The organism is Pseudomonas sp. zfem004, assembly GCF_032621715.1.
GTDB classification, from domain to species: Bacteria; Pseudomonadota; Gammaproteobacteria; order Pseudomonadales; family Pseudomonadaceae; genus Aquipseudomonas; species Aquipseudomonas sichuanensis.
Window position 1 is genome coordinate 209,842 of record NZ_JAVYJF010000006.1, and the last position, 26,054, is coordinate 235,895.

Consider the following 26,054-nt stretch of genomic DNA (forward strand, 5'->3'; position numbering starts at 1 on the left):
GGGACTATCATGCGCGCCTTCGAATTCAGCCTCGACAGGGCACGAACCCATGCTAGTACTGGGATTGGAAACATCCTGCGACGAAACTGGCGTCGCATTATACGACAGCGAACGCGGCTTGTTGGCCGACGCGCTGTTCAGCCAGATCGACCTGCATCGCGCTTATGGTGGTGTGGTGCCCGAGCTTGCCTCGCGCGACCACGTCAAGCGCATGCTGCCGCTGATCCGGCAGGTGCTGGAGGAGGCCGACTGCGTCGCCACCGAGATCGACGCCATCGCCTACACCGCGGGTCCTGGCCTGGTCGGCGCGTTGCTGGTGGGCGCTTCCTGCGCCCAGGCCCTGGCGTTTGCCTGGGATATCCCGGCGATCGGTGTGCACCATATGGAAGGGCACTTGCTCGCGCCGATGCTCGAAGAGCAGCCGCCGGAGTTTCCGTTCGTCGCTTTGTTGGTGTCGGGCGGCCATACCCAGTTGGTACGGGTCGATGGCATCGGCCAATACGAACTGCTCGGCGAGAGCCTGGACGATGCAGCTGGCGAGGCGTTCGACAAGACGGCCAAGCTGATCGGCCTCAATTATCCAGGTGGGCCTGAAATCGCTCGCCTGGCCGAGCAAGGCACCCCGGGGCGCTTCGTGTTCCCGCGGCCGATGTGCGACCGCCCAGGCCTGCAGTTCAGCTTCAGCGGCCTCAAGACGTTCGCCCTGAACACTTGGCAAAAATGCCGCGATGCCGGGGACGACAACGAGCAAACCCGTTGCGACGTGTCGCTGGCGTTCCAGCAGGCGGTGGTGGAGACTCTGACCTTCAAGTGCAAGCGGGCGCTCAAGCAGACCGGCCTGAAGCGCCTGGTGATCGCCGGTGGTGTGAGTGCCAACACCGCCCTGCGCACGTCACTGGAGACGATGCTGGCCGGCCTCAAGGGTAATGTCTATTACGCGCGCCCGCGCTTCTGCACCGACAATGGCGCGATGATCGCCTATGCTGGCTGCCAGCGCTTGATGGCCGGGCAGCAGCAGGACCTGGCGATCAGCGTGCAGCCGCGCTGGCCGATGGAGCAGTTGCCGGCACTGTAACAAAGGGCTGGGTTCGGGCGAGCGTTTCAGAAGTGCCGTTCGCGCCCGGCAAACAAGTCACGCAGATTGTTGCGATGGCGCCAGACGATCATCACCGTGAGCACGGTCATCGGCAGCAAGGCTGCCGGCTCGCGCCAGGCCAGCAGTGGCAGGGTGAGGGGCGTGGCGATCAACGCGGCCAACGAGCTGGTGCGGGTGAGGTAGAAGGTAAGCAGCCAGGCGCTGATGGCCAGCAGGGCGGCCGGCAGGTACAGGGCCATGAGCATGCCAGCGGCAGTGGCCACGCCCTTGCCGCCCCGGAAGCGGAAGTAGATCGGGAACAGATGGCCGACTACCGCGCAGATACCGACCCAGGCCTGCTCTTGCAGGTCCAGCCCGGCCAGGCGTGCCAGCAGCACCGGCAGCATGCCCTTGCACAGGTCGCCCAGCAGCGTCAGGATCGCCAGCTTGCGCCCGGCCAGGCGCAGCATGTTGGTGGCGCCGGCATTGCCCGAGCCGCTGGAACGCGGGTCGGGGCTGCCGCTGAGGCGGCTCAGGACGATGGCAAAGGACAGAGAGCCGAGCAGGTAGGCAAGCAGCGCCAGTGACCAAAACATGCTAACTATTCCGGGCGAGGACGCCCTGATTCTAACGGCGCCCGTCGCCCTTGTCGTGCTGTGGAGAGAAGTGCTTGGACAGAGTGTTCATCGAAGGCCTGGAAGTCGATACCGTGATCGGCGCCTACGACTGGGAGCGGGATATTCGCCAGTGCCTGCGCCTGGACCTGAGTTTCGCCTGGGACAACCGCCCGGCCGCCGCCGGTGATGACCTGTCGCTGGCACTGGACTATGCCAGCGTTTCGGCGCGGGTCCAGGCGTTTGCCGAGCAGGCTCGCTTCGAGCTGGTCGAGACCTTCGCCGAGCGCCTGGTGGCGGTACTGATGGCCGAGTTCAACATCCCCTGGGTGCGCCTCAAGCTCACCAAGCCGGGCGCAGTGCCAGCGGCTCGCGGCGGCGTTGGCGTGGAGATCGAGCGCGGATGTCTCTGAACACGGTTTACCTGGGCCTGGGCAGCAACATCGACCGCGAGCGGCACTTGTGCGCGGGGCTCGATGCGTTGGCTGGCATGCTCAGCGGCATGCAGTGTTCGGCAGTGTTCGAGAGCCAGGCGGTGGGCATCAAGAGCGGCCCGTTCTACAACCTGGTGGTGCGTGGGCAGACCGAGCTGCCGCTGCTGGAGTTCGATCGCCGGCTCAAGTTCATCGAGGCGGAAAATGGCCGGTATGCGCCGGACCGCAAGGGTTTGCCGCTGGATATCGATGTGCTGATGTACGGCGATCTGCACGGCACCTTCGATGGCTTGGTGCTGCCGCGTGCGGAAATCCTGAAAAATGCCTTTGTGCTCTGGCCGCTATCGCTGCTGGCGCCGGCGCTGATGCATCCGGGCGCCGGGAAAAGCATGGCGCAGCTGTGGCAGGAGGCGAGCATCGAACAGGTGCTGTTGCCGGTGCCGTTCGAATGGCGTGGGTTGCAGTTGACCCCAGCGTGAGCCTGCGCCGCCCTCTTCGCGGGTGAACCCGCTCCCACATGGATCGCGTTAACCTCGGGGCAAGCATCGTACCTGTGGGAGCTGGCTTGCCAGCGATGAGGCCGGGCAGATCAAGCGGACCTGTAAGCTTCGAGCGCCTTCAGGCGCTCGGCTTTGAGCGCTTCACCCAGGCCCTGGCCGGTCAGCCCGGTTTCCAGCAACGGCTTCACATCCACGGCACGCGCTGCTTCTGCGGCCCCGCGCAAGTACTCGCCTTGTGGATAAACTGAGCCCAGCGTCGCCATCTCGCAGGCGGCGATGAAGTCCTCGAAGCGCTGCGGCCGCCGATACACGTCGAACTTTTGCAGCATTTCCAGCAGGCTTGCAGGCTCCAGCTCCAGGGCATGGTCCGCCCGCTCGGCAAACTCCCCCACCAGCGCCGCCAGTTCCTGGCATTCACGCGGGGCTTTGAGGCGCTGGTTGAGCGCCTTGATCGCGGCAAGCGGCAGCCCTCGCAGCAGGCACGCCCAGCGCACTGGCAGCGGCTGCTGACGGCTTGCCGCCTGGTGCAGCGCCGGCAAGGTTTCAGCGCCGTGCGCAAGCTCGGGCATCAGTTCCGTCAGCCCGCCACAGCTACGCAGCACTTCGATGAACACCTGGGGCTCGCGCTCCATCAGCGCACGCTCGATCTCTTTCCAGCTGCGCTCTGCGGTCAGCGCCTGCAGTTCGCCCGACTCGGCAATCTGGCGCATCAGCCCCAAGGTTTCTTCGGCGACCTTGAAACCCAACGGCGCGTAACGGGCAGCAAAACGGGCAACACGAAGTACCCGCAAGGGATCTTCGGCGAACGCCGGGGAAACATGGCGAAGGATGCGTTCATCCAGGTCGCGTTTGCCGCGGTAGGGATCGTACAGCGTGCCCTGTTCGTCCTCGGCCATGGCGTTGATGGTCAGGTCACGACGGATCAGGTCTTCTTCGAGGGTGACATCCGGGCTTGCGTGAAAGGTGAAGCCGCCATAGCCACGGCCGCTTTTGCGCTCGGTGCGGGCCAAGGCGTATTCCTCGCCCGTCTTCGGGTGCAGGAACACCGGAAAATCGGCACCGACGGGGCGAAAGCCCTGGGCCTGCATCTGTTCGACGGTGGCGCCGACCACCAACCAGTCTATGTCGCTGACCGGGCGGCCGAGCAGGCGGTCGCGCACGGCGCCGCCAACCTTGTAGATCTGCATGTGGAACCTCCATTACTGGCGACAGGATACCTTGTCGACAGCAATGGAGGGGGTGTTGCGCTAGAGGTGGTGCACCACGGCCAGATCCATGCGCCCGTAGTCACCTGCCTCGCCGTGTTCACTGCGCGGCGGCATGTGGTGGGTTTTCATCACCTGGTCGCCCTGGACGGTCTCGAGGTGGATGTCGAAGCCCCACAGGCGGTGCAGGTGCTTGAGTACTTCGTCGGTGGAGTCACCCAGTGGTTTACGGTTGTGCTGCTGGTGGCGCAGGGTCAGGGAGCGGTCGCCGCGGCGGTCGATGCTCCAGATCTGCACGTTGGGTTCACGGTTACCCAGGTTGTACTGGGCGGCCAACTGTTCACGGATGGTGCGATAGCCATCTTCGTCATGGATTGCCGGCACCAGCAGATCGTCGCGCTGATCGTCGTCGAGAATGCTGAACAGCTTGAGATCGCGGATCACTTTGGGTGACAGGTACTGCAGGATGAAACTCTCGTCCTTGAAGCTGCTCATGGCAAATTTGAGGGTGGAAAGCCAGTCGCTGCCGGCGATGTCCGGGAACCAGCGGCGATCTTCTTCCGTCGGGTTTTCGCAGATACGGCGGATGTCGGTGTACATGGCAAACCCCAGGGCGTAGGGGTTGATGCCGCTGTAATAGGGGCTGTCGAAGCCCGGCTGGAACACCACGCTGGTGTGCGACTGCAGGAACTCCATCATGAAGCCTTCGGTGATCAGCCCTTCGTCGTACAGGTCGTTCATCAGGGTGTAGTGCCAGAAGGTCGCCCAACCCTCGTTCATCACCTGGGTTTGTCGCTGCGGGTAGAAGTACTGCGCAATCTTGCGCACGATGCGCACTACCTCACGTTGCCAGGGTTCGAGCAACGGCGCGTGTTTTTCGATGAAATACAGGATGTTTTCCTGAGGTTCGGCAGGGAAGCGCGCATCGTCGCGCTCGCCGCCCTTTTCGGTGCCTTTGGGGATGGTGCGCCACAGGTCGTTGATCTGCCGCTGCAGGTGCTCTTCACGCTCCTTCTGCCGGCGGCGCTCCTCTTCGGCCGAGATCGGGTAGGGGCGTTTGTAGCGGTCGACGCCATAGTTCATCAGGGCGTGGCAGGAGTCGATCAGGTCCTCGACGGCATCGATGCCGTGGCGTTCCTCGCACTGGGCGATGTACTGCTTGGCGAATACCAGGTAGTCGATGATCGAACTTGCGTCTGTCCAGGTGCGGAACAGGTAGTTACCTTTGAAGAAGCTGTTGTGGCCATAGCAGGCATGGGCGATCACCAGTGCCTGCATGCACATGGTGTTCTCTTCCATCAGGTAGGCGATGCACGGGTCGGAATTGATCACGATCTCGTAGGCCAGGCCCATCTGCCCACGGCTGTAGGATTTCTCGGTACTGAGGAATTGCTTGCCATAGGACCAGTGGTGATAACCCAACGGCATGCCCACGGACGCGTAGGCGTCCATCATCTGCTCGGCGGTGATCACTTCGATCTGGTTGGGGTAGGTATCCAGCGCGTAACGCGCGGCCAGGCGACTGATTTCGCGGTCGTAGGTCTGGATCAGCTCGAATGTCCATTCGGAGCCGGTGGAAATGGGTTGGCGTCTCTGCTCTCTGGCGGTCATGTGGCTAACCTGCGCTGGAAGAGTTCACGGAAGACCGGGTAGATGTCGCCGGCCGATACCAACTGTTGCTGGGCAAAGGTGTCGGGGAAGCCCTCGCCGATGCGCTCGTATTCGTACCACAGCGCCTGATGCTCGCGTGGGGTGATTTCGACGTAAGTGTAGTACTGCACGTGCGGCATGATCTGCTTGGACAGGATGTCGCGGCAGATTGGCGAGTCGTCGTTCCAGTTGTCACCGTCGGACGCCTGGGCGGCGTAGATGTTCCAGTCGCTGGCCGGGTAGCGCTCGGCCATGATTTCCTGCATCAGCTTGAGCGCACTGGAAACGATGGTGCCGCCGGTTTCGCGGGAGTAGAAGAATTCTTCCTCGTCGACTTCGCGGGCACTGGTGTGGTGCCGGATGAACACCACTTCGATGCGGTCATAGTTCCGCTTGAGGAACAGGTACAGGAGGATGAAGAAGCGTTTGGCGATGTCCTTGGTGGCCTGGGTCATGGAGCCGGAAACGTCCATCAGGCAGAACATCACCGCCTTGGAGCTGGGGTTGGGCTGCTTGACCAGCAGGTTGTACTTGAGGTCGAAGGTATCGAGGAACGGCAGGCGGTTGATGCGTGCCTTGAGTCGCTCGATCTCGGCCTCGGTTTCCTGGATGTCGGTGAAATTGTCGGGCTCCTCGACTTTCAGCCGATCCAGCTCCTTTTGTGCCTCGCGCAACAGTGCGCGGCTGCTGCCCGTCAGCGCGATGCGCCGGGCATGGGCCGAACGCAGGGTGCGCACGATGTTGATGCGCGAGGGGTTGCCTTCGTTGGCGATCCCGGCGCGCACGGTCTTGAAGGTGTCGGCACCGGTCAGGTGGCGTTTGACCAGGTTGGGCAGCTCGAGGTCCTCGAACATGAATTCGAGAAACTCTTCCTGGGTGATCTGGAAGACGAAATCGTCCATGCCCTCGCCGGAGTTGCCGGCCTTGCCGCGCCCGCCACCCCCGCCGCCGCCTTGTGGTCGAGCGATATGCTCGCCTGCAGTGAACTCTTTGTTGCCAGGGTGGACGACAGTCTGCTTGCCGCCGCGACCGTGGTGCAGCACCGGTTCGTCGATGTCCCGGCCCGGGATGCTGATCTGCTCGCCATGCTCCATGTCCATGATGGAGCGGCGGCTAACGGCCTCTTCGACGGCTTTCTTGATGTGCTCACGGTAGCGCCGCAAAAAACGCTGGCGGTTGACCGTGCTCTTGTTCTTGCCGTTCAGGCGTCGGTCGATTACGTAGCTCATGATCCCTCCGGTGACTGGATGCAGCTACCACTCTCAAGCTGCAAGATGGAGCAGCCACCGCTGCTGAAAGCCGTAGCGCCAGAGCTCGCCCTGGCGCTGTACGGCTTGCAGCTTGCGGCTTGTCACTTGCCGCTTTATTGCGATTTGCGGACCCGCAGGTACCACTCGGACAGCAGGCGCACCTGCTTGTCGGTGTAGCCGCGCTCGACCATTCGGGTGACGAAGTCGTTGTGCTTCTGTTGATCCTCCTTGCTGGCCTTGGCATTGAAGCTGATGACCGGCAGCAGGTCCTCGGTGTTGGAGAACATTTTCTTCTCGATGACCACCCGCAGCTTCTCGTAGCTGAGCCAGCTGGGGTTCTTGCCATTGTTGTTGGCCCGGGCGCGCAGCACGAAGTTGACGATTTCGTTGCGGAAGTCCTTCGGATTGCTGATGCCGGCCGGTTTCTCGATCTTCTCCAGCTCTTCGTTGAGGGCGATGCGGTTGAGGATTTCGCCGGTTTCCGGGTCGCGGTACTCCTGGTCCTGAATCCAGAAGTCTGCGTACAGCACGTAGCGGTCGAAGATGTTCTGGCCGTACTCGCTGTAGGACTCGAGGTAGGCGGTCTGGATTTCCTTACCGATGAACTCGATGTAGCGCGGCGCCAGGTATTCCTTGAGGTAGCGCAGGTAGCGTTCGCGCACTTCGGCCGGGAATTGCTCCTGCTCGATCTGCTGCTCCAGCACATACAGCAGGTGCACCGGGTTGGCGGCGATTTCGTGCGGGTCGAAGTTGAACACCTTGGACAGGATCTTGAAGGCGAAGCGGGTCGACAGGCCGTTCATGCCCTCGTCGACGCCTGCCGCGTCGCGGTACTCCTGAATCGATTTGGCCTTGGGGTCGGTGTCCTTGAGATTTTCACCGTCATAGACCCGCATCTTCGAGTAGATGTTGGAGTTTTCCGGCTCCTTGAGCCGCGACAGCACGGTGAACTGGGCCAGCATCTTGAGGGTGTCGGGTGCGCAGTGGGCCTTGGCCAGCGAGCTGTTGACCAACAGCTTGTCGTAGATCTTGATCTCGTCGCTGACCCGCAGGCAGTAGGGCACCTTGACGATGTAGATACGGTCGATGAAGGCTTCGTTGTTCTTGTTGTTGCGGAAGGTGTGCCACTCCGATTCGTTGGAGTGGGCCAGCAGGATACCGGTGTAGGGGATGGCCCCGAGGCCTTCGGTACTGTTGTAGTTGCCTTCCTGGGTGGCGGTGAGCAAGGGGTGCAGGACCTTGATCGGTGCCTTGAACATCTCGACGAATTCCATCAGGCCCTGGTTGGCCCGGCACAGCGCGCCCGAATAGCTGTAGGCGTCGGCGTCGTTCTGCGGGAATTCCTCGAGCTTGCGGATATCCACCTTGCCGACCAGGGCAGAGATGTCCTGGTTGTTCTCGTCACCGGGTTCGGTCTTGGCGATGGCGATCTGGTTGAGGATCGAGGGGTAGAGCTTGACCACCTTGAACTTGCTGATATCGCCGCCGAACTCCTGCAGGCGTTTGGTGGCCCAGGGCGACATGATGGTGTTGAGGTAACGGCGGTTGATGCCGAACTCTTCTTCGAGAATCGCGCCATCTTCGGTGGCGTTGAACAACCCCAGCGGTGACTCGAATACCGGCGAGCCCTTGATGGCATAGAACGGTACTTTCTCCATCAGCTGCTTGAGTTTCTCGGCCAGCGACGATTTACCGCCGCCCACCGGGCCCAGCAGGTAGAGGATCTGCTTCTTCTCTTCCAGGCCTTGGGCGGCATGGCGGAAGTAGGAGACGATCTGGTCGATGCATTCTTCCATCCCATGGAAGTCGGCAAAGGCCGGATAGCGGCGGATCACCTTGTTGGAGAAGATCCGCGACAGCCTGGAGTTGCTTGAGGTGTCGATCAGCTCTGGGTCGCCGATGGCCAGCAACAGCCGCTCGGCCGCCGAGGCATAGGCACTGCGATCCTCTTTGCACAGCTCGAGGTATTCCTGCAGCGTGAGTTCTTCCTGGCGGGTGGACTCGAAACGTTGTTGGAAGTGGCTAAAAATGCTCATGACGTCACCTCGCTCGATACGTGGAGACGACGCCGGATCAGTCAGCCGATGCTGGCATGCAACCGGTTTTTGCCGGTTGCTGTATACCCCCCAGAACACCCTGAAACGCTACCGATGACCCGCACGCCGGTGTACCGGCTCTCCCCTTTTTTGGATGGCCTGGGCTTAAGGATAGTTGGTTATACGAGAGGTCAAGGGCGGGGGGCGAAGAAGACGACTGCGACCGTTCGTCAGGTCGGTCGCAAGCCCGCACGGAGCGCGGGCTGCAGGAAAAATGAAAAAATTATTCAGCGCTGCCCTGGGCGGTTTCTCCCGGGTAGGTGGTGCGCCACAGCTCGAAGCCTCCGTCGATGCTGTAGACGTTGGAGAAGCCCTGGCCGACGAGGTAGGCGGCGGCGCTCTGGCTGGAATTGCCGTGGTAGCAGACTACCAGTGTAGGTGCGTCGAGGTCGGCGTTGCGGATGAAGTCGGCAACCGAGTGGTTATCCAGATGAGTGGCGCCGCTGATGTGGCCGGCGGCATAGGCTTGTGGGTCGCGAATGTCGACCACGACCGCGCCTTCTGCGCGCAGGGCGAGGGCCTGTTCGGGGGTGATGCGCTTGAATTCGCTCATGGGGCGGTTCCTTCAGGGCTGATCGGTGGGGGCGGCCGGTGCTGCCGGCAGGCGAGGGGTGCCCTCGCGGGTGCAGTCGCAGCGGTGGTACTCGCCGCTGTCGACGTTGTACAGGGTCATGGCGCCACCCCAGACGCAGCCGGTGTCCAGGGCGATGACGCCCGGCGCATCGGCGCGGCCTTCAAGGGCGGCCCAGTGGCCGAAGATGATCTTCACATGGCGTGCGCGACGGTCGGGGTGGTCGAACCATGGCTTGTAGCCTTTCGGCGCGCTGTCCAGGCCTTCCTTGCTCTTGAGGTCGAGCTTGCCGGCGGCGGTACAGAAGCGCATGCGGGTGAAGTAGTTGGTGATCACCCTCAGGCGCTCGACGCCGGTAAGGTCCTTGCTCCACTTGTTCGGTTCGTTGCCGTACATGCCGTCCAGGTAGAGCTTGAGGCGATTGTCGTCGCGCAGCACTTCCTCGACTTCGCCAGCCAGCTCCAGCGCTCTGCCCAGGGTCCATTGCGGCGGGATCCCGGCATGAACCATGGCGATGCCACGGGGCTCGTCGTAGTGCAGCAGCTTCTGCTGGCGCAGCCAGTCGAACAATTGGTCGGCGTCCGGCGCTTCGATGATTTCGCGCAGGGTGTCGCTCTTCTTCAGGCGCTCGACGTTATGCCAGGCCGCCAGCAGGTGCAGGTCGTGGTTACCCAGCACGCACACCAGGGCGTGGCGAATGGAGTACAGGTAGCGCAGTGTCTCGAGTGACTCGGGGCCGCGGTTGACCAGGTCGCCCACCAGCCACAGTCGATCGACGGCAGGATCGAAGCGTACGCGTTCGAGCAGGCACTTGAGCGGCTGCAGGCAACCTTGCAGGTCACCGACCGCGTAAGTGGCCATCAGTGCAGGGCCCCGGGAACGGCCAGGCGGAACGGTGCGATCTCGGCGTCGAAGCGTTTACCGTCTTCGGCGAACATCTGATAGCTACCCTGCATGGTGCCGACGCGGGTGGTGATGACCGCCCCGCTGCTGTAGGTGTGGCTCTGGCCTGGGTCGATCAGCGGTTGTTGGCCGATCACGCCGGCGCCGCGCACTTCCTCGACTTCGCCATCGCCATTGGTGATCATCCAGTGACGCGACATCAGTTTGGCCTTGACCGTGCCGTTGTTCTGCACGGTGATGGTGTAGGCGAAAGCGAAGCGACTGTTTTCGGGGTCGGATTGTTCTTTGAGGTAGCGGGTCACGACGCTGACGTCGATCTGGTAGCGGGGGTCGGACATGCAAGGGCCTTGGGCGAACTGACGCAATAACGCAGTCTAGGCCATTGGCGGGGGGGAGGGCCAGTCATGGCTGATCGCGGGGCAAGCCCGCTCCCACGGGAGCGAGCCTGTGTTGCGAGGAGGGGTTAGCCTTGCTGCTCGGCCAGCTTGTCGGCCAGGCGCACGAACGCGGCCAGGTCGAGCTGCTCGGGGCGCAGGCTGCCGTCGACGCCGGCGGCCTCGATGGCCTGGCTGTCGAGCAGGCCCTTGAGCGTGTTGCGCAGGGTCTTGCGGCGCTGGTTGAACGCTTCGCGTACGACACGCTCCAGCAGCAGCGGGTCCTTGGCCGGGTATGGCAGCACTTCATGGGGCACCAGGCGCACGATAGCCGAGTCGACCTTCGGTGGCGGGTTGAAGGCGCCGGGGCCTACGTTGAACAGGTGTTCCACGCGGCAGTGGTACTGCACCATGATCGACAACCGTCCCCAGTCACCACCGCCAGGCCCTGCGGCCATGCGCTCGACCACTTCCTTCTGCAGCATGAAGTGCATGTCGCGGATCAGGTTGGCGTGTGCCAGCAGGTGGAAGATCAGCGGCGTGGAGATGTTGTAGGGCAGGTTGCCCACCACTTTCAGGCTGCGTTGCGGTACACCCAGCTGATTGAAGTCGAACTTCAGGGCGTCGCCCTGGTGCAGGCGGAAATTGTCACGCCCGGCGAACTTGTGTTGCAGGATCGGCACCAGGTCCTTGTCCAGCTCCACCACGTCCAGTTGTGCGCCGCTGTTCAGCAGGCCCTCGGTGAGGGCGCCCTGGCCAGGGCCGATTTCCAGCAGGTTTTCGCCGGCCTTGGCATGGATCGCCCGCAGGATGCGGTCGATGATTCCGGCGTCATGCAGGAAGTTCTGGCCGAAGCGCTTGCGCGCCCGGTGTTGGTAATGCTCGGTCATGGTCGGTTCTCGGCCATCTGGTAGGCGGTTTCCAGGGCGACGCGCAGGCTGCCGGTGTCGATCTTGCCGGTGCCGGCCAGGTCCAGGGCGGTGCCGTGGTCGACCGAAGTACGGATGATCGGCAGGCCCAGCGTCACGTTGACCGCGGCGCCGAAGCCTTTGTACTTGAGTACGGGCAGGCCTTGGTCGTGGTACATCGCCAGCACCGCGTCGCAGTGCTCCAGATATTTGGGGGTAAACAGGGTATCGGCCGGTAGCGGTCCGCGCAGGTCCATGCCTTCGGTACGCAGGCGCTCCAGTACGGGCTCGATGATGTCGATTTCTTCGCGGCCAAGGTGGCCGCCTTCGCCGGCATGCGGGTTGAGCCCGCAGACCAGGATGCGTGGTTTGCCGATGCCGAACTTGTCACGCATGTCCGCATGCAGGATGCGGGTCACGCGCTCCAGGCGCTCGGCGGTGATGGCGTCGGCAATGTCGCGCAGTGGCAGGTGCGTGGTCACCAGGGCCACGCGCAGGCCGTGGGTGGCCAGCATCATGACCACCTGTGCGGTGTGGGTGAGCTCGGCGAGGAACTCGGTATGCCCGGAGAACGCGATACCGCTCTCGTTGATCACGCCCTTGTGTACCGGGGCGGTGATCATCCCGGCAAAGTGCCCGTCAAGGCAGCCTTGCCCGGCGCGTGTCAGCGTTTCCAGCACGAATGCGGCGTTGGCCTTGTTCAGCTGCCCGGCGGCCACTGGCGCGGCCAGGGGTGTGTCCCAGACATACAGGCTGCCGGCAGGGGCAGGCTGATCGGGCAAGTTGTCCGGAGTGACGACCAGCAGGCTGACGGCCAGGCCCAGCTGCGTGGCCCGCTCGGCGAGCAGGTCACGGCTGGTGATGGCGATCAGGGGATGGGGCTGGGCCTCGGCGGCGAGCAGCAGGCACAGGTCGGGGCCTATGCCGGCTGGTTCGCCGGGTGTAACGGCAAAGCGCAGGGGCTTCACTGGGTGGCCTGGTCAGCGCCAGGCAGCTTGACTTCAACGTAGGCCTCGTCGCGGATCTGGCGCAGCCAGGTCTGCAGCTCTTCGTCGTACTTGCGGTTGCGCAGTACGCTCATGGCCTGCTGTTCACGGGCTTTTTCGGTGCTGTCGGTGGCGCGGCGGCCCAGCACTTCCAGCACATGCCAGCCGTACTGGGTACGGAACGGCTTGGTCACCACGCCTTGTTGGGCGTTGGCCATCTGCTCTTGGAATTCAGGGACCAGGCTGGCCGGGTCGACCCAGTTGAGGTCGCCACCGTTGAGTGCCGAGCCTGGATCTTCCGAGAAACTCTTGGCCAAGGTGGCGAAGTCTTCGCCGCTGGTGATCCGGTCGTACAGTCTTTCGGCGAGCTCCTTGGTGGCGGCTTCGCTGCGGATCTCGCTTGGCTTGATCAGGATGTGACGCACATGCACTTCGTCGCGCAGCACGTTCTCGCTGCCGCCACGTTTTTCCTCGAGCTTGAGGATGATGAAACCGTTGGGGATGCGAATAGGCTGGGTGACGTCGCCGACGGTCATGCTGCTGAGCATCTTGGCGAAGTCCGGTGGCAACTGGCCGGCTTTACGCCAGCCCATCTCGCCGCCTTCCAGGGCGTTTTCGCTGGCCGAGCGTTCGATGGCCAGCTTGCCGAAGTCGGCGCCTTGCTTGAGCTGCTGATAGACCTGGCCGGCCTGCTGGGCTGCTGCCTGGATGGCCGTGGAGTTGGCGCTTTCCGGGGTCGGGATGAGGATGTTGGCCAGGCGGAACTCTTCCGACATCTGCATCTTGCCGAGGTCGGAGTTGAGGAAGTTCTTCACTTCCTGCTCGGACACCTGGATACGTTCGGCGACACGACGCTGACGCACGCGGCTGATGATCATCTCGCGCTTGATCTGTTCGCGGGCGTCGTCGAACGACAGGCCATCATGGGCCAGGGCGGCACGGAACTGCTCGGGCGACATGCCATTGCGCTGGGCAATGGTGGCGACGGCCTGGTTCAGCTCCTCGTCGGTGATGCGGATGCCCGAGCGCTCGCCGATCTGCAGTTGCAGGTTCTCGACGATCAGTCGTTCCAGTACCTGCTGCTCCAGCGCGCCGGCCGGCGGCACGCCGCCACCGCGCTTGGCGATGGTCTGCTGGACTTCACGCACGCGCTGGTCCAGTTGGCTCTGCATGACCACGTCGTTGTCGACGATGGCCACCACGCGGTCCAGGGACTGCGGTGCGGCATGCGCCGCGCCACTGAGTAAAACGGCGCCCAGCATCAGCGGGCGCAGACGATCAATAAGCTTGGTCTTCACGTTCACGATAACCTTGAATGCCTTTGTCCAGGAACGACTCAACCTTGTTGCCCACTACACCGCCGAGGCCCTTGAGCACGACTTGCAGGAAGATACCGTGGTCGCCCTTCTCGTTGTCCGGGATCGCCTGGCTGAAATCGTCGTAGTCGATCCAGTAGCGGTTGATCAGGCGCAGCTTCCAGCAGCAGTTGTCGTACTCGAAACCACCCATGGCTTCCAGGGTGCGGTTACGGTTGTAGTCATGCTGCCAGCGCGCGATCACGCTCCACTGCGGCACGATCGGCCAGATGACCGAGAAGTCGTGCTGCTGGATCTTGTAGTAATCCTTGATGTAGCCAGGTTGGCCCGGCGTGCCGTAGTCACCGCCACCGACTTTCCACAGACCGGTCAACTGGTCATAGGTGATCAGGTCGTTGCGATAGCGGTAGCCGAGGTTGACGATCTTGTTCGGATTGTCTTCAGGCTGGTAGTGGAACATGGCGCTACCCGAGCGGGTGCTGCGGCTGTCCGGGTCCCAGTTGAAGTCCGAGTTGAAGCGCCAGTCGCGGTTGAAGGCGTACTCGTATTCCAGGGCATACGGTGAAACATCCGACAGGCTGTCCTTGCGGGTGCTGTAGTCGATGCCCGGCAATTGGACCTTGCGATCCTTGAAGTACAGGGCCTGGCCAATGCTGAAGCGCTGACGCTGGAAACCGTTGTCCTCGATCCAGCGGGAGGTCACACCCAGCGACAGCTTGTTTTCGTCGCCGATGCGATCGGTGCCGCTGAAGCGGTTGTCGCGGAACAGCGAACCGTAGTCGAACAGGCGCTCGCCGGTATCGAAGATCGGAATGTCCTTCTGGTCCTCGTACGGGACGTAGAGGTAGAACAGTCGCGGCTCGAGGGTCTGGCGGTAATTGGTGCCGAACATCTGGGTGTTGCGGTCGAAGTACAGGCCGCTGTCGACGCTGAAGATCGGGACGTCGCGGCTCAGCGAGCTGTTGTAGCTGCCATAGCCCGGAAGGCCCGACTGCGTGATCGCCTGGGCCTTGCCCTGGCTGTCCAGGTCGAGGTCGTAGCGAGTGACGGCGTACTTGAGCTTCGGCTTGATGTAGCCGTAGCTTGCTTCCATCGGCAGGCTGATGGCCGGTGCCGCGTGCAGGCGGGTACCGTTGGCACGGGCGATGCCGGTGACACTCTCGTCAAGGCGGCGGCCGCCCAGGACATTGCCGTTGGCATCGGTCACGAGGCCGAGCGAATCGTCAGGCTGGCCATCCTTGTCGAACACCAGATCGTTCTTCAGGTCACGTTCGAAGCGAACGGCCTCGGCTTCGTAGCTGAGGTCGAGCCCTTCGGGGTGGTACGGCAGCAGGCCGGTAATCGAAAGCTGTGGAAGCTTGTCGTAAGGAGTGATCTGCGAAATGGTCGCCATTTCGTAGGCATGCACGTTCAACCGAGCGGTGTAGTCGTCGCCACGGTAGTTGAGCGTGCCGCGCTGGTTGACGTAGTCCTGGCTGTTGACGCCGATCTGGTCCGATTCCAGGTCCTGGAAGTAGAACGGGTCGCTGATGTCGGTGTAGTCCACCTCGCCCATCAGGCGATCATCCAGGCCGCCTTTGTGCTGCCAGTTGATCATCCAGCGTTCTTTCTTGTAGTCCGTTTGCAGCTTGCGGTCGTCGTCCTGATCGCTCAGGTAGGCGCCACCGAACTGACCTTCGCTGGATTTGGTCAGGTAGCGGAATTCGCCTTCCATGAGCATGCCGCGCTTGGCCATGTAGCGCGGGTACAACGTGGCGTCGTAGTTCGGCGCCAGGTTGAAGTAGTACGGGGTGACCAGCATGAAGCCGGTATCGCTGCTGCTGCTGAACGATGGCGGCAGGAAGCCGGACTGCCGACGATCATCGATCGGGAAGTAGATGTACGGCGTATAGAAGACCGGGAAGTCCTTGACCCGCAGCGTGACGTTGGTGGCAGTACCAAAGCCGGTGGCCGGGTTGAGGGTGATGTTGTTGCCCTTGAGCTGCCAAGCGTTGCTGCCCGGCTCACAGGTGGTGTAGGTACCGTCCTTGAGGCGGATGATCGCGTTTTCCGCGCGCTTGGCGTACAGCGCATTGCCGCGGATGTGCGATTTGTGCATCACGTATTCGGCGTTGTCGACCCGGGCTTCACCGGTGTCGAGCTGAATCTGTGCCTCGTCGCCGACCACCAGCGAGCCGTTGTCACGGATCTTGACGTTGCCCTTGAGCTCGCCACGGTTCTCGGCCTGGTACAGGTTGGCTTCGTCCGCTTCGGCCTGCATGCTGCCCTGGCGCATGACCACGTCACCGGCGAGGGTGGCGATCTGCTGCTCCTGCTGGTACTTGGAGACCTTGGCGTTGATGTAGGTCGGGGCCTCGTCCTTGGGCGTGGTGTCATCCATGCCCGGGCGGATTGGCTCGATATAGGCGCCACCGCAGTACGGGCCGGTCTCGGCCAGCTGCGCGGCAGTGAGCTTCTCGCGGGGTACCCAGTCGAGGTGGCTGTAGTCTTCGCTGCGCGATTTCAGGGCGCGGCCCTTGCTCTCGGTGACCAGCACCGGCTTGTCGGCCTGTTCCTGGGCTACTTGCTCCGGTGTTTCATCACCGGAACTGGCGGCAGCGGCACCCGGATGAACCGGGCGAGGCGGCAGGTTACTGGCTGCCTTGGGCTTGCAGTCCCAGCCACCGGAAGCGGACACTTGGCAGTCGAACTGCTCGGCTGCTAACGCATGCGGCATGGCCAAAGGTTGCAGGGCCAGCAGACCGCCAGTGACCAGCAATGGAAACTTTCTACGAAACGCGGGGGATTTCAATGCCATCTTATTAGTCCGGGCTTCCTGCGTGCCATCTGCCCGCGTGTGGGGGCCGCACGCCTCTCGATGGTCTGAAAAAGATGCTGGATAATAAAGCATGACCCGCTTGACGGCTAGCGCCGTCGGAGACCCTTGTAATGCCCGACCACGATGTACGTCTGCAACAACTGACTGCCTGGCTCGCCGAGCAGCTCGAGATTCTATTTCGCACCAACGGCTGGGGTGAGGTGCCCGCCGGCAGCCTGACCGCCGCCAGCAGCGATGCGAGTTTCCGTCGCTACTTCCGCTGGGAGGGCGCCGGCCACAGCTTCGTGGTCATGGATGCGCCACCGCCCCAGGAAAACTGCCGCCCGTTCGTTGCCATCGACCACTTGCTGGCCAGCGCGGGCGTGCATGTGCCGCAGATCCATGCCCAGGACCTTGAGCGCGGCTTCCTGCTGCTGGGCGATATGGGGCGCCAGACTTACCTGGACGTCATCGACGCCGACAACGCCGACGCCCTGTTCAAGGACGCCATCGAAGCCTTGCTGGCGTTCCAGCGCCTGCCGATGGACGCCCCGTTGCCCAGCTACGACGATGCGCTGTTGCGCCGCGAAGTCGAATTGTTCCCGGAGTGGTACGTCGGCCGCGAGCTGGGCGTGAAGCTGACCGAGGCCCAGCAGGCCAGTTGGCAGCGGGTCAGCCAGCTGTTGATCGACAGCGCCCTGGCGCAACCTAACGTGCTGGTGCACCGCGACTACATGCCGCGCAACCTGATGCAAAGCACGCCGAACCCTGGCGTGCTGGACTTCCAGGACGCGGTATACGGCCCGGTCACCTACGACATCACCTGCCTGTTCAAGGACGCTTTCCTCAGCTGGCCCCAGGCCCGTGTGGAGGGGTGGCTTGGCGATTACTGGCAAAAGGCCCGGGCTGCCGGCATTCCAGTACAGCCGGCATTCGAGGACTTCCACCGCGCCAGTGACCTGATGGGGGTGCAGCGCCACCTCAAGGTGATCGGTATTTTCGCCCGCATCTGCCACCGTGACGGCAAACCGCGCTACCTCACTGACGTACCGCGTTTCTTCGCCTATATAGATGAAGTGATTGGTCGTCGCCCGGAGTTAGCCGAGCTGGGCGCGCTGATCAGCGAACTCAAGGCCGGGGCCCATTCATGAAGGCAATGATCCTCGCGGCGGGCAAGGGCGAGCGCATGCGCCCACTGACCCTGCACACCCCAAAACCGCTGGTGCCGGCCGCCGGCAAGCCGTTGATCGAGTACCACCTGGAGGCGCTGGCCCGCGCCGGCTTTAACGAGGTGGTCATCAACCATGCCTGGCTCGGCCAGCAGATCGAGGATCACCTGGGCGATGGCGGCCGTTTCGGCCTGCGCCTGCGCTACTCGCCGGAAGGCGAACCGCTGGAGACCGGCGGCGGCATCTTCAAGGCTTTGCCGCTGTTGGGTGATGCGCCGTTCGTGCTAGTCAACGGCGATATCTGGACCGACTACGACTTCAGCGCATTGCAGGCGCCGCTGCAGGGGCTCGCTCATCTGGTGCTGGTAGACAACCCCGGGCACCACGGGCGCGGCGACTTCCGTCTGCAGGGCGAGCAGGTAACCGATGGTGACGACGCGCCCGGGACGCTGACGTTCAGCGGTATCTCGGTGCTCGACCCGGCGCTGTTCGAGGGCTGCCAGCCCGGCGCCTTCAAGCTCGCACCGCTGTTGCGCAAGGCCATGGCTGCAGGCCAGGTGAGTGGCGAGCACTACCAGGGTCACTGGGTCGATGTCGGCACCCTCGAACGCCTGGCCGATGTCGAACGCCTGATCGGCGAGCGCGCCTGACATGTGGTGGCCAAGCACAGTGATTGGTGCCGGGGCCGGTTTCGCCATGGCCAGCATCCCCGGGGCTTTGCTCGGGGCGCTGCTGGGCCAGGCCATGGATCGGCGCCTGCGTCTGCAGGGATGGGACGACATGCGCGAGCGCCTGGGCGGGCGCCCGGCGCTGCGCGACGAAGAGTTGCTGTTCGTGCTGCTCGGGCGACTGGCCAAGAGCGATGGTCGGGTTGCCGAGGGGCACATCCAGCAGGCGCGCCAGGAAATGACCCGGCTGGACCTGGCGGAACCCGCGCGGCTGCGGGCGATTGCTGCGTTCAACCGAGGTAAGTCGGGCAAGGGCCGGCTGGGCCATTACCTGCGCCGAATCAAGTTGCAGCCGCATGCCGCCGAGGGCACCTTGCGCGCCTGCTGGCGAATGGTCTGGGCGGATGGCAAGGCCGGTCGGCATGAGCACGATCTGCTGCTGCGCTGGGGCGAGCAGCTGGGGCTCAGCCGTCAGCAGGTGCAGGCCCTGGCCAAGGAGTACGAGCCACGGCGCTCGTCCGTCGAAGGCGGTGTGATGACCTATGCCGCCGCGCTGCGGCTGCTTGGGGTGGAGCCGGACACCGAGGCCGACAAGGTCAAGCAGGCCTATCGGCGACTGCTCAGCCGGCACCATCCGGACAAGCTGGTGGGCAGTGGTGCCAGTGAGGCCAAGGTGCGCGAGGCAACCGAACACACGCGCGAACTGCACCAGGCCTATGCCCTGGTCCGCAAGCGCCGGGGCTTCTAGCAAAGCTATCGCGGGGCGACGATGCGACGTGCCCCGCGCTGATCGTCACTGTTCCTGCGGGCTCAGCCAGCCGCGAACCCGGCGCAGCAACTGCTCTTGCTCCGCTGCCTTGTTGCCCGGCATGGCCATCAGCGAAAGCTGGCGGTACGCGCTGTCCTTCTGCCGCTTGCTGGCCTGCAGGCGCTGCTCGGCGGCCTGGCGGTCCTGGGGGCGCGTGGTGTAGTAGAGGTCGGCGGTCGGCACTTTCAGGGTTGGGGTCAGGCTCAGCAGATCGTGCTCGACCCGCGCCGGCGTCTGCGCCGCGACCATCACCAGTTTCTGTACCTCTGGCGGCTGCTTCTCGCTGAGGTAGCGCGCCGCCCAGTAGGCGCCGCTGCCGTTGCCCAGCAGTACGATGCTGCGTGCCTGCTGCTGTTGCGCATAGGCCACGGCAGCATCCAGGCGGGCGAAAATGCGCTCGGCGTCGGCCTGGTCGGTGTGTTCGTCGGCCTTGGCGGCGTCGGTGCTTTCGGCGGCGTCCGCCTCGGCGGCCGTGGCTTGGGCAACGTTGGCGTTGGCGTCTGCGGGCGTGTCCTTGGTTGGCGCGGTTTCACCCGCTTCCTTGACCGGTTCTGCGGCAGGCTTGGCCTCGACGCGCGCCTGCGGGCGTTCGGCCAGCAGGTCTGGAAGGCTCACGCTCAAGGTGTGCCAGCCGACATCGGGGAAGCCGCGACGCAACGGCCCGACCGTGGTCGGCCAGTCGGCGTTTTCGCCGGCACCGGGGACGATGATCACCGCACCTTTCGGGTCGCTGTCGTTGGCCGGCTTCCACAGCGCCAGGAAGGGTTCACCGTTGGCCTGCAGGGTCTGCTGCTCGGCCTTGGGTACCTGGCGCTCGAGGGCGAGGGCATCGTCCTGGCTGCGTTCGGCCAGCGCCGGGCGTACTGCGGGGGCAGGGGCTGCCTCGGCGGCAGCCTCGGTTTTTTCGGCATCGGCTGCTTGCGCACCGAGGGGCAGGAGCGAAGCCAGGCAGAACATGGCCAGCGTCGTGCGATAGAGTGTGAACATGGATCGGTCCAAGGCCATAAAGTTACCGGCAGCCTAATAGTATTTGTCCGCGACGGCCACGTCAGGTGGCCGTCCTTGCCAAGATGAGCGTAGAGATGAAGCGAGTGCGTTGCCTGTGGGTTATCGGCTGGTTGTGTCTACCCTTGATCGCGCTGGCGCGCCCGGAGACGCCGCCTTCGGTAGTGCTGGAGCCCAGCCAGCAACACTGGCTCGAGGCGCATCGCAGCCTGCGGGTCGGCCTGGTGCTGCAAGCGCCCTATGCCCAGTTCGACCGGCGTCTGCAGCAGTTCTACGGGGCCAACGTCGAGCTGGTCGGTGCGCTGGCCCAGGCCCTCAGGCTCGACCTGACCTGGCGCGGTTTCACCGATGAAGCGGCCCTGGAGCACGCGTTGCAAGCTGGCGAGATCGATTTCGCCCCGGGTCTGACCCAGACCCCCGCCAGCCTGCGCAACTGGTTGTTCAGCGACCCGTACATGCGCGTGCCGCAACTGGTGGTGGGCTTGCGCAGCGGTGCGGTGGCGGTGGACCTGGAAAAGCTCGGCGCCAATGACCGAGTGGCCGTGCGCATGCCGTCCAGGCTCGCCGACTACCTGCGCGGCAACTATGGCAACCTCAACCTGCAGGGCGTGCCCAACGAGCGTGAGGCCCTGCAACTGGTGCTGGGTGGCCAGGCCGGTTTTGCCGTGCTGGACGAGGCGCAGCTCAGCCGCCTGTCCCGCGAGAGCGAGTTCGGCGAGCTGGCCGTGGTCGGTGACATCGGCCTGCCGCAATTGCTGCGGGTGGGGTCGCGGCGCGATTGGCCGCTGTTGGCCGACGTCCTTGAACGTGGGCTGCAGGCCATGCCGGCCAAGGACCTCGAGCAGATCCACCAGCGCTGGCTACAACCGAAATACCCGCGGTTCTCTGAATCGCCTGGCTTCTGGCAGAACCTTGCCTTGCTGTTCGGCCTGTTGCTGTTGTGCGCCTTGGCCACGCTGGTGTGGCAGCGTCGCCAGCAGCGGGGGCTGGAGCGCGGCTTGCTGGCGGCACGCGAGAGCCTGGCCGAGCGCCAGACCCGCGAGCAGGCGCTGCGCCTGAGCCAGTTCTCCATCGACCAGAGCACCGTCGGGATTCTGTGGGTCAACTGGGACAGTCACGTGCGCTACGCCAACCACGCTGCCGAACGTATGCTCGGTTTCGCCGAAAGCGCCTTGCTTGAGCGCCCGCTGATCGACATCGAGCCCACCCTGGCCATGGACCGCTGGCTTGCGCTGTGGAAACGCGCGCGCGGCGGTGAAGGCGAGTTGCAGTTCGAGAGCCAGTGCCGCTGCGCCGACGGCAGCTTGCTGCCGGTCGATCTGTCGCTGTCGTTCCTGCGCTTTCGCGATGCCGAATACCTGGTGGTGTTTCTCACCGATGTCACCGAACGCCGCCGGGCATTGGCCGCCCTGCGCGAAAGCGAGGCGCGGCTCAAGGGCATTGCTGGCAACGTGCCAGGGCTGGTGTTCCGCCTGGAGCGCGACGCCGCCGAAGGCGAGTTGGAGTTCCCCTATATCAGCGAAGGCAGCGAAGCGCTGGTCGGTTACACCCCGGCGGCGATCCAGCACCCTGACATGGGGTTGCGCAACCTGGTGCACCCGCAGGACCGCGCCGATTATCACCGGGTCCAGGACATGGCCCTGGCCACTGACCAGGACTGGTCGTGGCAAGGCCGCATCCTCACCCGCCAGGGCGAGCAGCGCTGGGCCGACATCAAGGCCACCACCCGGCGCCTGGCCGATGGCCGCGTGGTGTGGGACGGCGTGGTCTGGGACATCACCCAGGGCAAGCAGGCCGAGTTGGCGCTGGCCGGGTCCCAGGAGCAACTGCGCGAGTTGTCGGCGCACCTGGAGAGCGTGCGCGAAGAGGAGAAGGCGCGGATTGCCCGTGAGGTGCACGACGAACTGGGGCAGATGCTCACGGTGCTCAAGCTTGAAGTGTCGATGTGCGAGCTGGCGTTCGCCGAGCTGGACCCCGCCCTTAACGAGCGCCTGGCCAGCATGAAGCGCCTGATCGCCCAGTTGTTCCAGCTGGTGCGCGACGTGGCCACGGCCCTGCGCCCACCGATCCTCGACGCCGGCATTGCCTCGGCCATCGAGTGGCAGGCGCGGCGTTTCGAAGCGCGCACGCAGATACCCTGTCTGGTGCAGGTACCGGACAATCTGCCACCCTTGAGTGATGCCAAGGCCATCGGCCTGTTTCGTATCCTGCAGGAGGCGCTGACCAACGTCATGCGCCATGCCCAGGCGCACACGGTGCAGATCGAACTGGTGCACGAGGCCGGGCAGTTGCGCATGACCGTGATCGACGACGGCGTGGGGTTTGCCATGGAAGCAGCGCGGCCGACGTCGTTCGGCCTGGTGGGTGTGCGTGAACGGGTGTTGATGCTCGGTGGCAGCATGAGCCTGGACAGCGAGCCGGGCGAGGGCACCAGCCTGAGCGTGGCGATTCCTTTGAAGCAGGAGAAACAATCGTGATTCGAGTGCTGGTGGCCGAAGACCACACCATCGTCCGGGAAGGCATCAAGCAATTGATCGGCCTGGCCAAGGACATGCAGGTGGCGGGCGAGGCGGGCAATGGCGAGCAGTTGCTCGAGACCCTGCGCCACACGCCCTGCGAGGTGGTGCTGCTGGATATCTCCATGCCTGGGGTGAACGGCCTGGAGGCGATCCCGCGGATCCGCGCGCTGAACAACCCGCCGGCGATCCTGATGCTGTCGATGCACGACGAAGCGCAGATGGCGGCGCGGGCGCTCAAGGCCGGTGCGGCGGGCTATGCGACCAAGGACAGCGACCCGGCTCTGCTGCTCACGGCCATCCGCCGGGTGGCGGGGGGCGGGCGCTACATCGACCCGGCCCTGGCCGACCGCATGGTGTTCGAGGTGGGCCTGACCGAAACCCGGCCGTTGCACACACTGCTGTCGGAGCGCGAGTTCTCGGTGTTCGAGCGCTTGGCCCAAGGTGCCAACGTCAACGACATCGCCCTGCAGCTGGCGCTGTCGAGCAAGACCATCAGCACCCACAAGGCGCGGCTGATGCAGAAGCTCAAGGTCAACTCGCTGGCGGAGCTGGTGAAGTACGCCATGGAGCACAAGTTGGTGTGAGTGTTCTGGTTGCGACAGGCACAGCAGCGGCCTGGCGTATATCCCTGTGGGAGCGGGTTTACCCGCGAATGGGCCTGACCTGCTGATCTCGGTGGCTGCACCGGCCTCTTCGCGGGTAAACCCGCTCCCACAGGCTCGGCATGGACCCTGTTTGGTATTCCAAACGCGTCATCCTTGTAGGGCGATCCCTACAGCAAGTCTTCCATCCGGATGATGGCATTCTCTCAGCGCCCCCGATTTTCGGGCGTTTGCGCCTCTTCTACTCTTTTGCCTACGCAGTCATTCCAACAAGAAGGTGCAGGGCATGAGCGAGGCGAATTCAAACGAGACGCTGGTCAGCTTCCGTGGTGTGCAGAAGAGCTACGACGGCGAATCGCTGATCGTCAAAGACCTCAACCTGGACATTCGCAAGGGTGAGTTCCTGACCCTGCTCGGCCCCTCCGGCTCGGGCAAGACCACCAGCCTGATGATGCTGGCCGGCTTCGAAACCCCTACCGCCGGCGAGATCCAGCTGGCCGGGCGCTCGATCAACAACGTGCCGCCGCACAAGCGCGATATCGGCATGGTGTTCCAGAACTACGCGCTGTTCCCGCACATGACCGTGGCCGAGAACCTGGCCTTCCCGCTGACCGTGCGCAACCTGAGCAAGACCGACGTCAGCGAGCGGGTCAAGCGCGTGCTCAACATGGTCCAGCTCGATGCCTTCGCCAAGCGCTACCCGGGGCAGTTGTCCGGCGGCCAGCAGCAGCGCGTGGCACTGGCCCGGGCATTGGTGTTCGAACCCCAGCTGGTGCTGATGGACGAACCGCTCGGCGCCCTGGACAAGCAACTGCGCGAACACATGCAGATGGAAATCAAGCACATCCACCAGCGCCTGGGCGTGACCGTGGTCTACGTGACCCACGACCAGGGCGAGGCGCTGACCATGTCCGACCGGGTGGCGGTGTTCCACCAGGGCGAGATCCAGCAGATCGCCGACCCGCGCACCCTCTACGAAGAACCCTGCAACACCTTCGTCGCCAACTTCATCGGTGAGAACAACCGTATCAACGGCACCCTGCTGGCCAGCGATGGCAAGCGTTGCCAGGTGCAGCTGGGCCGTGGCGAGCGGGTCGAGGCACTGGCGGTCAACGTCGGCCAGGCCGGCGAGCCGGTCACCCTGTCGATTCGCCCCGAGCGCGTGCGCCTCAACGGCCACAGCGAGAGCTGCGTCAATCGCTTCTCTGGCCGGGTGGCCGAGTTCATCTACCTGGGCGACCACGTGCGGGTGCGCCTGGAAGTCTGCGGCAAGGCCGACTTCTTCGTGAAGCAGCCGATTGCCGAACTCGACCCGGCCCTGGCCGTGGGCGATGTGGTACCGCTGGGCTGGGAGGTGGAGCACGCCCGCGCGCTCGATCCGATTGCACAAGCCCACTGATGGATTGCTTCACCAACCCTGTACTGTGGAGAGAATAATAATGCGCAAGCAGTTGAAACTGACCGCCCTGGCCCTGGGGTTGTTCGCCGCCGGCCAGGCCATGGCGGCCGGCCTCACCGTGATTTCTTTCGGGGGCGCCAACAAGGCCGCCCAGACCAAGGCGTTCTACGAGCCATGGGAGAAGGCGGGCAAGGGCAAGATCGTCGCCGGTGAGTACAACGGCGAGATGGCCAAGATCAAGGCCATGGTCGACACCAAGAGTGTGAGCTGGAACCTGGTGGAGGTGGAGTCGCCAGAGCTGGCCCGCGGTTGCGACGAGGGCATGTTCGAGGAGCTCGACCCGGCGTTGTTCGGCAATGAAGGCGATTATGTGCCGGGCGCCATCCAGCCATGCGGCGTGGGCTTCTTCGTCTGGTCCACGGTCATGGCCTACAACGCCGACAAGCTCAAGACCGCCCCCACCAGCTGGGCTGATTTCTGGGATACGAAGAAATTCCCAGGCAAGCGCGGCCTGCGCAAGGGCGCCAAGTACACCCTCGAATTCGCCCTGATGGCCGACGGTGTCGCGCCGAAGGAAGTCTACAAAGTGCTGGCCACCAAAGAGGGCCAGGACCGCGCCTTCAAGAAACTCGATGAACTCAAGCCAAGCATCCAGTGGTGGGAAGCCGGTGCCCAACCGCCGCAGTACCTGGCCTCGGGTGACGTGGTCATGAGCTCGGCCTACAACGGCCGCATCGCCGCCGTGCAGAAAGAGAGCAACCTCAAGGTGGTATGGAACGGCGGCATCTACGACTTCGACGCCTGGGCCATTCCGAAAGGCGCCAAGGATGCCGAAGAGGCGAAGAAATTCATCGCCTATAGCGTCCAGCCCGAACAGCAGAAAACCTACTCCGAGAACATCGCCTACGGCCCGGCCAACAGCAAGGCCGTGAGCCTGCTGTCGGACGAGGTGAAGAAAGACATGCCGACCACGCCTGAGAACATCGCCAACCAGGTGCAGATCGACGTGGCCTTCTGGGCCGACAACAGCGAGCAGCTGGAGCAACGCTTCAACGCCTGGGCGGCGAAGAAGTAAACCACCTGGAGCCGCTGCGCGGCTCATCGCCGGCAAGCCGGCTCCCACAGGGATCGCACACTCCCTGAAGCCAGTGCAGTACTTGTGGGAGCCGGCTTGCCGGCGATGGGCTGCGCAGCAGCCCCAATTT

Annotated in this window: 23 protein-coding genes; 10 read left to right on the top strand and 13 right to left on the bottom strand. The window is 63.8% G+C overall.

Going from position 1 to position 26,054, the window contains the following annotated elements; translation table 11 throughout:
• The first annotated feature begins 49 nt into the window (after nucleotides 1-49).
• Entirely contained in the window at nucleotides 50-1,075 is a 1,026-nt protein-coding gene (gene tsaD, locus RTH46_RS09135; RefSeq protein ID WP_279846038.1) for a tRNA (adenosine(37)-N6)-threonylcarbamoyltransferase complex transferase subunit TsaD, read from the top strand.
• A 26-nt stretch (nucleotides 1,076-1,101) separates the two neighbouring features.
• Here tsaD and plsY read toward each other — a convergent pair whose 3' ends face one another.
• Nucleotides 1,102-1,671, bottom strand: a complete 570-nt coding sequence (gene plsY, locus RTH46_RS09140; protein WP_153785992.1) for a glycerol-3-phosphate 1-O-acyltransferase PlsY — start codon at nucleotides 1,669-1,671, stop codon at nucleotides 1,102-1,104.
• Nucleotides 1,672-1,745: 74 nt separating this feature from the next.
• Between plsY and folB the strand changes: the two genes are divergently transcribed.
• Together folB and folK are read left to right on the top strand one after the other, a co-directional pair.
• Nucleotides 1,746-2,102: a dihydroneopterin aldolase gene (gene folB, locus RTH46_RS09145; RefSeq protein WP_110994292.1), complete on the top strand. Its 357-nt coding sequence runs from the start codon at nucleotides 1,746-1,748 to the stop codon at nucleotides 2,100-2,102.
• The gene (gene folK / locus RTH46_RS09150; RefSeq protein WP_316905499.1) at nucleotides 2,093-2,602 is read left to right on the top strand and encodes a 2-amino-4-hydroxy-6-hydroxymethyldihydropteridine diphosphokinase; all 510 of its coding nucleotides are present in this window, start codon (nucleotides 2,093-2,095) and stop codon (nucleotides 2,600-2,602) included. Before folB ends, folK begins: the two co-directional genes overlap by 10 nt.
• Nucleotides 2,603-2,712: 110 nt before the next feature.
• Here the strand turns inward: folK and RTH46_RS09155 are convergent, their stop codons facing one another.
• The 11 genes from RTH46_RS09155 to RTH46_RS09205 all read right to left on the bottom strand — a co-directional run bounded on the left by RTH46_RS09155 (nucleotide 2,713) and on the right by RTH46_RS09205 (nucleotide 16,679).
• On the bottom strand, nucleotides 2,713-3,810 hold the full coding sequence (locus RTH46_RS09155) for a multifunctional CCA tRNA nucleotidyl transferase/2'3'-cyclic phosphodiesterase/2'nucleotidase/phosphatase (RefSeq protein WP_316905500.1): 1,098 nt from the start codon (nucleotides 3,808-3,810) through the stop codon (nucleotides 2,713-2,715).
• Between the two features lie 60 nt (nucleotides 3,811-3,870).
• A complete protein-coding gene (locus tag RTH46_RS09160) occupies nucleotides 3,871-5,439 on the bottom strand; it encodes a SpoVR family protein (RefSeq protein ID WP_153785990.1) in 1,569 nt (522 codons plus the stop codon).
• The gene (locus RTH46_RS09165) at nucleotides 5,436-6,707 is read right to left on the bottom strand and encodes a YeaH/YhbH family protein (protein ID WP_110994288.1); all 1,272 of its coding nucleotides are present in this window, start codon (nucleotides 6,705-6,707) and stop codon (nucleotides 5,436-5,438) included. Before RTH46_RS09165 ends, RTH46_RS09160 begins: the two co-directional genes overlap by 4 nt.
• Before the next feature lie 134 nt (nucleotides 6,708-6,841).
• Complete coding sequence (locus tag RTH46_RS09170; protein WP_153785989.1) at nucleotides 6,842-8,764, bottom strand: PrkA family serine protein kinase; 1,923 nt, start codon at nucleotides 8,762-8,764, stop codon at nucleotides 6,842-6,844.
• A 283-nt stretch (nucleotides 8,765-9,047) separates the two neighbouring features.
• Entirely contained in the window at nucleotides 9,048-9,377 is a 330-nt protein-coding gene (gene glpE, locus RTH46_RS09175) for a thiosulfate sulfurtransferase GlpE (RefSeq protein ID WP_279846041.1), read from the bottom strand.
• Nucleotides 9,378-9,389: 12 nt separating this feature from the next.
• Nucleotides 9,390-10,256, bottom strand: a complete 867-nt coding sequence (locus RTH46_RS09180; RefSeq protein ID WP_316905501.1) for a symmetrical bis(5'-nucleosyl)-tetraphosphatase — start codon at nucleotides 10,254-10,256, stop codon at nucleotides 9,390-9,392.
• Nucleotides 10,256-10,636 carry a Co2+/Mg2+ efflux protein ApaG gene (apaG, locus tag RTH46_RS09185; RefSeq protein WP_316905502.1) on the bottom strand — a complete coding sequence of 127 codons (381 nt, stop codon included), beginning with the start codon at nucleotides 10,634-10,636 and terminating at the stop codon, nucleotides 10,256-10,258. Before apaG ends, RTH46_RS09180 begins: the two co-directional genes overlap by 1 nt.
• 125 nt (nucleotides 10,637-10,761) lie before the next feature.
• The gene (gene rsmA / locus RTH46_RS09190; RefSeq protein WP_125462349.1) at nucleotides 10,762-11,562 is read right to left on the bottom strand and encodes a 16S rRNA (adenine(1518)-N(6)/adenine(1519)-N(6))-dimethyltransferase RsmA; all 801 of its coding nucleotides are present in this window, start codon (nucleotides 11,560-11,562) and stop codon (nucleotides 10,762-10,764) included.
• Nucleotides 11,559-12,548 carry a 4-hydroxythreonine-4-phosphate dehydrogenase PdxA gene (pdxA, locus tag RTH46_RS09195; protein ID WP_153785986.1) on the bottom strand — a complete coding sequence of 330 codons (990 nt, stop codon included), beginning with the start codon at nucleotides 12,546-12,548 and terminating at the stop codon, nucleotides 11,559-11,561. Before pdxA ends, rsmA begins: the two co-directional genes overlap by 4 nt.
• Nucleotides 12,545-13,870 (bottom strand): peptidylprolyl isomerase SurA, encoded by a 1,326-nt coding sequence (gene surA / locus RTH46_RS09200; protein ID WP_316905503.1) that lies wholly within the window; start codon nucleotides 13,868-13,870, stop codon nucleotides 12,545-12,547. Before surA ends, pdxA begins: the two co-directional genes overlap by 4 nt.
• Complete coding sequence (locus RTH46_RS09205) at nucleotides 13,845-16,679, bottom strand: LPS-assembly protein LptD (RefSeq protein ID WP_153785984.1); 2,835 nt, start codon at nucleotides 16,677-16,679, stop codon at nucleotides 13,845-13,847. The genes surA and RTH46_RS09205 overlap by 26 nt, the downstream gene beginning before the upstream one ends.
• Before the next feature lie 131 nt (nucleotides 16,680-16,810).
• Between RTH46_RS09205 and RTH46_RS09210 the strand changes: the two genes are divergently transcribed.
• The 3 genes from RTH46_RS09210 to RTH46_RS09220 are packed head-to-tail and all read left to right on the top strand — an operon-like array spanning nucleotide 16,811 to nucleotide 19,264.
• On the top strand, nucleotides 16,811-17,830 hold the full coding sequence (locus tag RTH46_RS09210; RefSeq protein ID WP_316905504.1) for an aminoglycoside phosphotransferase family protein: 1,020 nt from the start codon (nucleotides 16,811-16,813) through the stop codon (nucleotides 17,828-17,830).
• Nucleotides 17,827-18,498, top strand: a complete 672-nt coding sequence (gene murU, locus RTH46_RS09215) for an N-acetylmuramate alpha-1-phosphate uridylyltransferase MurU (protein ID WP_316905505.1) — start codon at nucleotides 17,827-17,829, stop codon at nucleotides 18,496-18,498. The genes RTH46_RS09210 and murU overlap by 4 nt, the downstream gene beginning before the upstream one ends.
• A gap of 1 nt (nucleotide 18,499) precedes the next feature.
• Entirely contained in the window at nucleotides 18,500-19,264 is a 765-nt protein-coding gene (locus RTH46_RS09220) for a TerB family tellurite resistance protein (protein ID WP_153785981.1), read from the top strand.
• Between the two features lie 45 nt (nucleotides 19,265-19,309).
• Here RTH46_RS09220 and RTH46_RS09225 read toward each other — a convergent pair whose 3' ends face one another.
• Entirely contained in the window at nucleotides 19,310-20,311 is a 1,002-nt protein-coding gene (locus RTH46_RS09225) for an alpha/beta hydrolase family protein (protein WP_153785980.1), read from the bottom strand.
• Nucleotides 20,312-20,406: 95 nt separating this feature from the next.
• Here RTH46_RS09225 and RTH46_RS09230 point away from each other — a divergent pair, with 95 nt between their 5' ends.
• The 4 genes from RTH46_RS09230 (at nucleotide 20,407) to RTH46_RS09245 (ending at nucleotide 25,924) form a co-directional block, all read left to right on the top strand.
• Nucleotides 20,407-22,806: a PAS domain S-box protein gene (locus tag RTH46_RS09230; RefSeq protein ID WP_279846049.1), complete on the top strand. Its 2,400-nt coding sequence runs from the start codon at nucleotides 20,407-20,409 to the stop codon at nucleotides 22,804-22,806.
• A complete protein-coding gene (locus RTH46_RS09235; protein ID WP_172670942.1) occupies nucleotides 22,800-23,432 on the top strand; it encodes a response regulator transcription factor in 633 nt (210 codons plus the stop codon). Before RTH46_RS09230 ends, RTH46_RS09235 begins: the two co-directional genes overlap by 7 nt.
• 304 nt (nucleotides 23,433-23,736) lie before the next feature.
• Entirely contained in the window at nucleotides 23,737-24,849 is a 1,113-nt protein-coding gene (locus RTH46_RS09240; RefSeq protein WP_110994274.1) for an ABC transporter ATP-binding protein, read from the top strand.
• A 40-nt stretch (nucleotides 24,850-24,889) separates the two neighbouring features.
• Nucleotides 24,890-25,924 (top strand): ABC transporter substrate-binding protein, encoded by a 1,035-nt coding sequence (locus RTH46_RS09245; protein ID WP_316905506.1) that lies wholly within the window; start codon nucleotides 24,890-24,892, stop codon nucleotides 25,922-25,924.
• The last annotated feature ends 130 nt before the right edge of the window (nucleotides 25,925-26,054 follow it).